Source organism: Sulfolobus sp. B1 (genome assembly GCF_007050195.1).
Classification (GTDB): Archaea; Thermoproteota; Thermoprotei_A; order Sulfolobales; family Sulfolobaceae; genus Saccharolobus.
Genome location: NZ_QIMI01000128.1, coordinates 1 through 4,551, shown reverse-complemented (window position 1 = coordinate 4,551; position 4,551 = coordinate 1). Strand labels below are relative to the sequence as shown.

The following is a 4,551-nucleotide window of genomic DNA, read 5'->3' as shown; positions in this document are numbered from 1 at the left end:
ATGAGGCAAATAGTACTGCAAAGCTAGCTACACAATAAGCTATAATGTAGGCAAGACCAACAGATCTCCCCTTTCCTACTGCCTCATATCCTAGAAAGAAAGAGGCTCCCCCTCCAGCTAATGTAAATCCGACACCTAGAGCACCAGCCATTAATGATGATAAGCCTACTGAGACGTGTAAGGGCTTAACCGATAGTCCGGTAATACTTAGTACCTTTATTCCTAGTACGACTATCAGTATAACTTCTAAGGTCGAGGTAATTAGAGCGTAAAATAACGGGGGCTTTATTCCAGTGATCAATAGTAAAGTTAAAATTATTGGTATAGCTATTTCTAAAATAGATAAGTATACTATGTTAAAACTAAACTCGGAGGGTATTACTATTCCTACTAAGTATGTAGTCGCTGAAGGTAAGTATATCGCATAACTTATCCAGTACAACCAACCCGCTATCTTACCAAGCATTTCACCACTAGCTGATCTAGCAAAATCATATATACCTCCAGTAGTTGCAATTATCTTAGAGTATCTATAACCAATTAAGACCCATATGAAGTAAATAAGAGAACCCAGAATTCCAGCAATAAACGTTGAGGCATATGAGCTGTAGAAGGCATAAGTGAGGTAAGCTGATGCTGATCCTAATGGGGCTATTGAAGCTAAGGACTGAGCGTAAATTAGATATCTTGGTAAGGAGCCCTCCTTAGGTTCAAGCTTCTTGGATAAGCTATCCATATAGTTATCCTTGAGAGAATATTAATAAGTTTAATCTCTCGATATAGACGTAGCAATATAGAAACAAAAGAGTTTTATCTTAGGTCTTACATTAGATTAGAGTTAACGGTCGAAGCATGGGAGAAGGCATATTAGTTATGATAGAAAGAGCGATAAACCTCGCCTTTTAAGGCAAGAAGGGGTCAGTAACCTTAGTCAAAAAGTTCAATTAACCTATAGAATCTATGTTATTTGGTATTATTTATAACTTCTAAGCCCTTCCTCCCTCACTTTGTAAAAATCTAGGAAAAAATTTATACGCCATAAAAAGCTAGAAGATTCTTAATAATGTCTTATATAATTGAAGTAAACAATTTGAGAAAAACTTACAGAAAAAGGGAGGTATTAAGAGGGATTACATTCAAGGTCAGAAAAGGCTCTATTACTGGTTTCATAGGACCTAATGGTAGTGGAAAAACTACTACGATAAAAATACTCGCTGGGTTAACAAAAGAGGACTCGGGAGAAGTAAAGGTGTTTGGTCAACGACCTTGGGATAACCCTAATGTAATGGAAAAATTATCAGTTATTTTCACCAACATAATAATACCTAGCGAAAATACTGTAGAAGAGTATCTAAAGGACTTAAGTAACATATATGGAAATGATTATCATGAATTGATAGACCTTCTGGATTTAAGAGATTATCTGAAGGTGAAGATAAAGCAGTTATCCTCTGGTCTAGCCCAAAGGGTCCAACTAGCATCATCTCTTCTTAAAGATAGCGAGTTAATAATTGCTGACGAGCCTACCGCGAACTTAGATCCTACTTCTAGAATAAAATTTTATGAAATAGTTAAGAAGCTAAATAAGGAGGAGAGTATTACTTTCTTTATATCGTCTCATATATTGTCAGAGTTAGAGAAGGTATTGACGGACGTAGTATTCATTAATAACGGTTTAATAATATATAGCGGTAAAATGAATGAGGCTCTAGACCTATCAAAGGAGGAAGAAGTTTATGTTCTGGTTAATGATGTGGAGAAAGGGATAAAGGTTATTGGTGGTGTAATCGATGGTCCTTATATAAGAGTAAAAGGGGATATTAGAGAGATAGTTAATAAGCTGTATGACAATGGAGTCGAAATTCTGAGCGTTTGGAGGTCGTCATTAGATGAGACTTTCAAGAGATTTTCAGATTTTAAAGATGATATTTAAAGAGAGGTATAGGGAACCAACCTTAGAGGTAATTTTTTCTACGATGATAGTATCGAACGTCTTCATAACAGCCTTTTACGCTAGGGCTTTATTCTCTCTATATGGAATAGTCCTAGCGTTTATTCCTTTGATAAGTGTATCTGAAACTATTGCCTTTGCAATAGGAATGAGGAACATAATTTTCGTTACTGGAGACCACATAGCCAGACAAACGATAGTCTCATTTCTAACCTTTCCCATAAGTAGAATTAAGCTCTTCTCCTTCATTTATATTACGGACTTGTTAGTTCCGTACTTATGTTGGTTAAGTTCAACGGAAATCTATATCCTACTTTCCGGTATTGATGTACCTCAAGGCTTAATATTATTATACAGTATTGGATACTTCTTCTCACTAAACCTCATACTATTAATAACCTTGACTATGAGAAGTTCTGGTTTAGTTACACTATTTTCAGGTTTCGTATTAGGTGTTCTATTCGTATTCGGAGGGATTGCAGAGTATTATGAAATAATAAGCAATAATCTTTCCTTAGCTAATATTATATCATTTGCTAACCCTTATGTAATATTACTGTATCAAGCTATACGAAATTCTAATATTAACTATTTCAATTTCGGAGTGATCATTGAATTCATCACCTCATTAGTTCTTCTCGTGATTTCCATTATTAAGTTTAAGGAGTTAGAGGTGTAGAGAGTTGAAAGGAAGTATTTTAGTTTCAATAGGTATAGCTTTACTAGCGTTATCTCTCTTTTCAATTAATGCCCCAATCCATCAAACTATATTTCTCACTAACCACTACAGCATTTACATCCCGCCGATAGCCTATCCTACTCTGAATGCATATGAGAACGATAGTAACGTGACAGTTTACGTATTGATAACATATAATAATGGAAGCTCAGTAATTGAGAAAGTTCCATTCTATTTAACGTTATCAAGTGGGTATTGGCAATTTTCAATATATAATGAGACATATCCTAAGATCTTTACCAAGTTAGTAAACGTTACCGTAAACACAACTAAAGGTATCTTCATATATCAAAAAACAGTGAGCTATACTAGGATAATTACTACGAGAAATGGAAGTTATCCCGCTTTACTTCAGATAGACATTAATAAGGTGAATCTAATACAATACGTCTTGCTAGATAGAGTACTAGGACTTTTCCTTACCTTAGTTGGTGCGATATCACTTATCTTTGATAGGTTTATTAAGATAAGAAGTTCTAAAATGTGTTAGTGTTTTTTAACTAAAAAAGGTTAAATACTTGATTCCATGAAAAATTATTATGGCAAGTTTTAAGAAAGAGATAGGTCCAATATCTGCTTCCTTCTTAGCTTTAGGAGGGATATTAGGTTCAGCTGTCCCATTCATACCAGCTATAGTTTTCGCAGATGGAGGTCCAATAGGAATTCTGGGATGGATAATAGGACTAGTCATAATATCTTTATTAGGTCTAGTATTTGCTGAACTGGGCTCAACTTATCCTGAGACTGGAGGAGTTGTAAGGTATTTACATTTTTCGCATGGAGCGTTTGCCAGCTTCTTTAATGCTTGGGGTACTTTCATAGGTTACTTTATGGCAATAATTTCAGAAACTGTTGCAATAGTTGAATATATCGCCTTCTTCTACCCTTCCCTTTACTTAAATGGTAGGTTAACAATACAAGGTGAATTAGTAACTTTAGGCTTTTTATTAGCCTTCTTCTTGATACAATACTTCGGGGTAAAACTGGTTGCGAGGACTAATGATATTATGACTTGGATTAAGGTGATTGGTTTAGTAGCTTTCATGATCATTACACCTATCCTAGTGTTTCATCCAAATAACTTTTCTCCTCCCCCAAAGTATGGAGGAATAGCACCCTATGGGTTATCTGGTTCTCTTATAGCTTCTTCAATTACAGTTTATGCATATGCCGGTTTTAGGCAACCAATAGATTACGCTGAGGAAATGAAAAACCCCGGGAAAGATATTCCAAGAGCTGTAATATTGTCTATAATTTTATCCTTTATAATTTACTTAGGTTTATCAATAATATTTTTAGGAGCTCTAAACTGGAATGTCATTGGAACTGCTCCTTTTAATTGGACTTATATTTCAACGCTATCAGCACCAATACCTCAAGAATTTAGCGGAAAGTTAGCTACCTTAGGGGTATACTTCTTCGTGATTGCAGTAATAGCAACGATTTCCTCAACTTTAGTATACTTTGGCTCAGCTGCTAGAGTTCTCTACGCTAATGCTAAAAATGGATATATGCCCAAATCTTTCCTTAAGTTGAATAGTAGTGGTGTCCCATACGTATCTCTAATAGTCTCATTAGTTATTGGAGTAATCTACATGTTAGCTTTTCCTCAATTCTTAAGTGAAGCTGGAATATTCTCTGTGGCAAGTGTAGTGAGTTACGCCCCCGCTGCAGTCTCATTACTAGTGTTAAGAGTATTAGATCCCAGTAGAAATAGAGTTTATAGACTTAATTATGCCAATATTATTGCTCCAATAGCTTTCGCAGCAGGAGGTCTTATGATTTACTGGGCAACTTACCCCACTACACTTTATACTATAGGATCAGTTTTAGTTGGAATACCAATTTATTTGCTCTACGA

Annotated in this window: 4 protein-coding genes and 1 pseudogene; 4 read left to right on the top strand and 1 reads right to left on the bottom strand. The window is 35.3% G+C overall.

Annotated features, from left to right (window positions below; genetic code table 11):
* Positions 1–736: pseudogene (locus tag DMP16_RS08100) on the bottom strand (APC family permease); the annotation flags it as partial.
* 327 nt (positions 737–1,063) lie between these two features.
* Here DMP16_RS08100 and DMP16_RS08095 point away from each other — a divergent pair.
* The 4 genes from DMP16_RS08095 to DMP16_RS08080 all read left to right on the top strand — a co-directional run.
* Positions 1,064–1,933 carry an ABC transporter ATP-binding protein gene (locus DMP16_RS08095; protein WP_069283210.1) on the top strand — a complete coding sequence of 290 codons (870 nt, stop codon included), beginning with the start codon at positions 1,064–1,066 and terminating at the stop codon, positions 1,931–1,933.
* A complete protein-coding gene (locus DMP16_RS08090; protein WP_069283212.1) occupies positions 1,890–2,630 on the top strand; it encodes a hypothetical protein in 741 nt (246 codons plus the stop codon). Before DMP16_RS08095 ends, DMP16_RS08090 begins: the two co-directional genes overlap by 44 nt.
* A gap of 4 nt (positions 2,631–2,634) precedes the next feature.
* Entirely contained in the window at positions 2,635–3,180 is a 546-nt protein-coding gene (locus tag DMP16_RS08085) for a hypothetical protein (RefSeq protein ID WP_069283214.1), read from the top strand.
* A gap of 49 nt (positions 3,181–3,229) precedes the next feature.
* Positions 3,230–4,551: APC family permease (locus tag DMP16_RS08080; protein ID WP_143577072.1), on the top strand; the 1,322-nt coding region annotated here is incomplete at its 3' end.

Excerpts from the sequence above, each read along its gene's own strand:
- DMP16_RS08095 (WP_069283210.1), top strand. The coding sequence starts at position 1,064 with ATGTCTTATATAATTGAAGTAAACAATTTGAGAAAAACTTACAGAAAA.
- DMP16_RS08090 (WP_069283212.1), top strand. The coding sequence starts at position 1,890 with ATGAGACTTTCAAGAGATTTTCAGATTTTAAAGATGATATTTAAAGAG.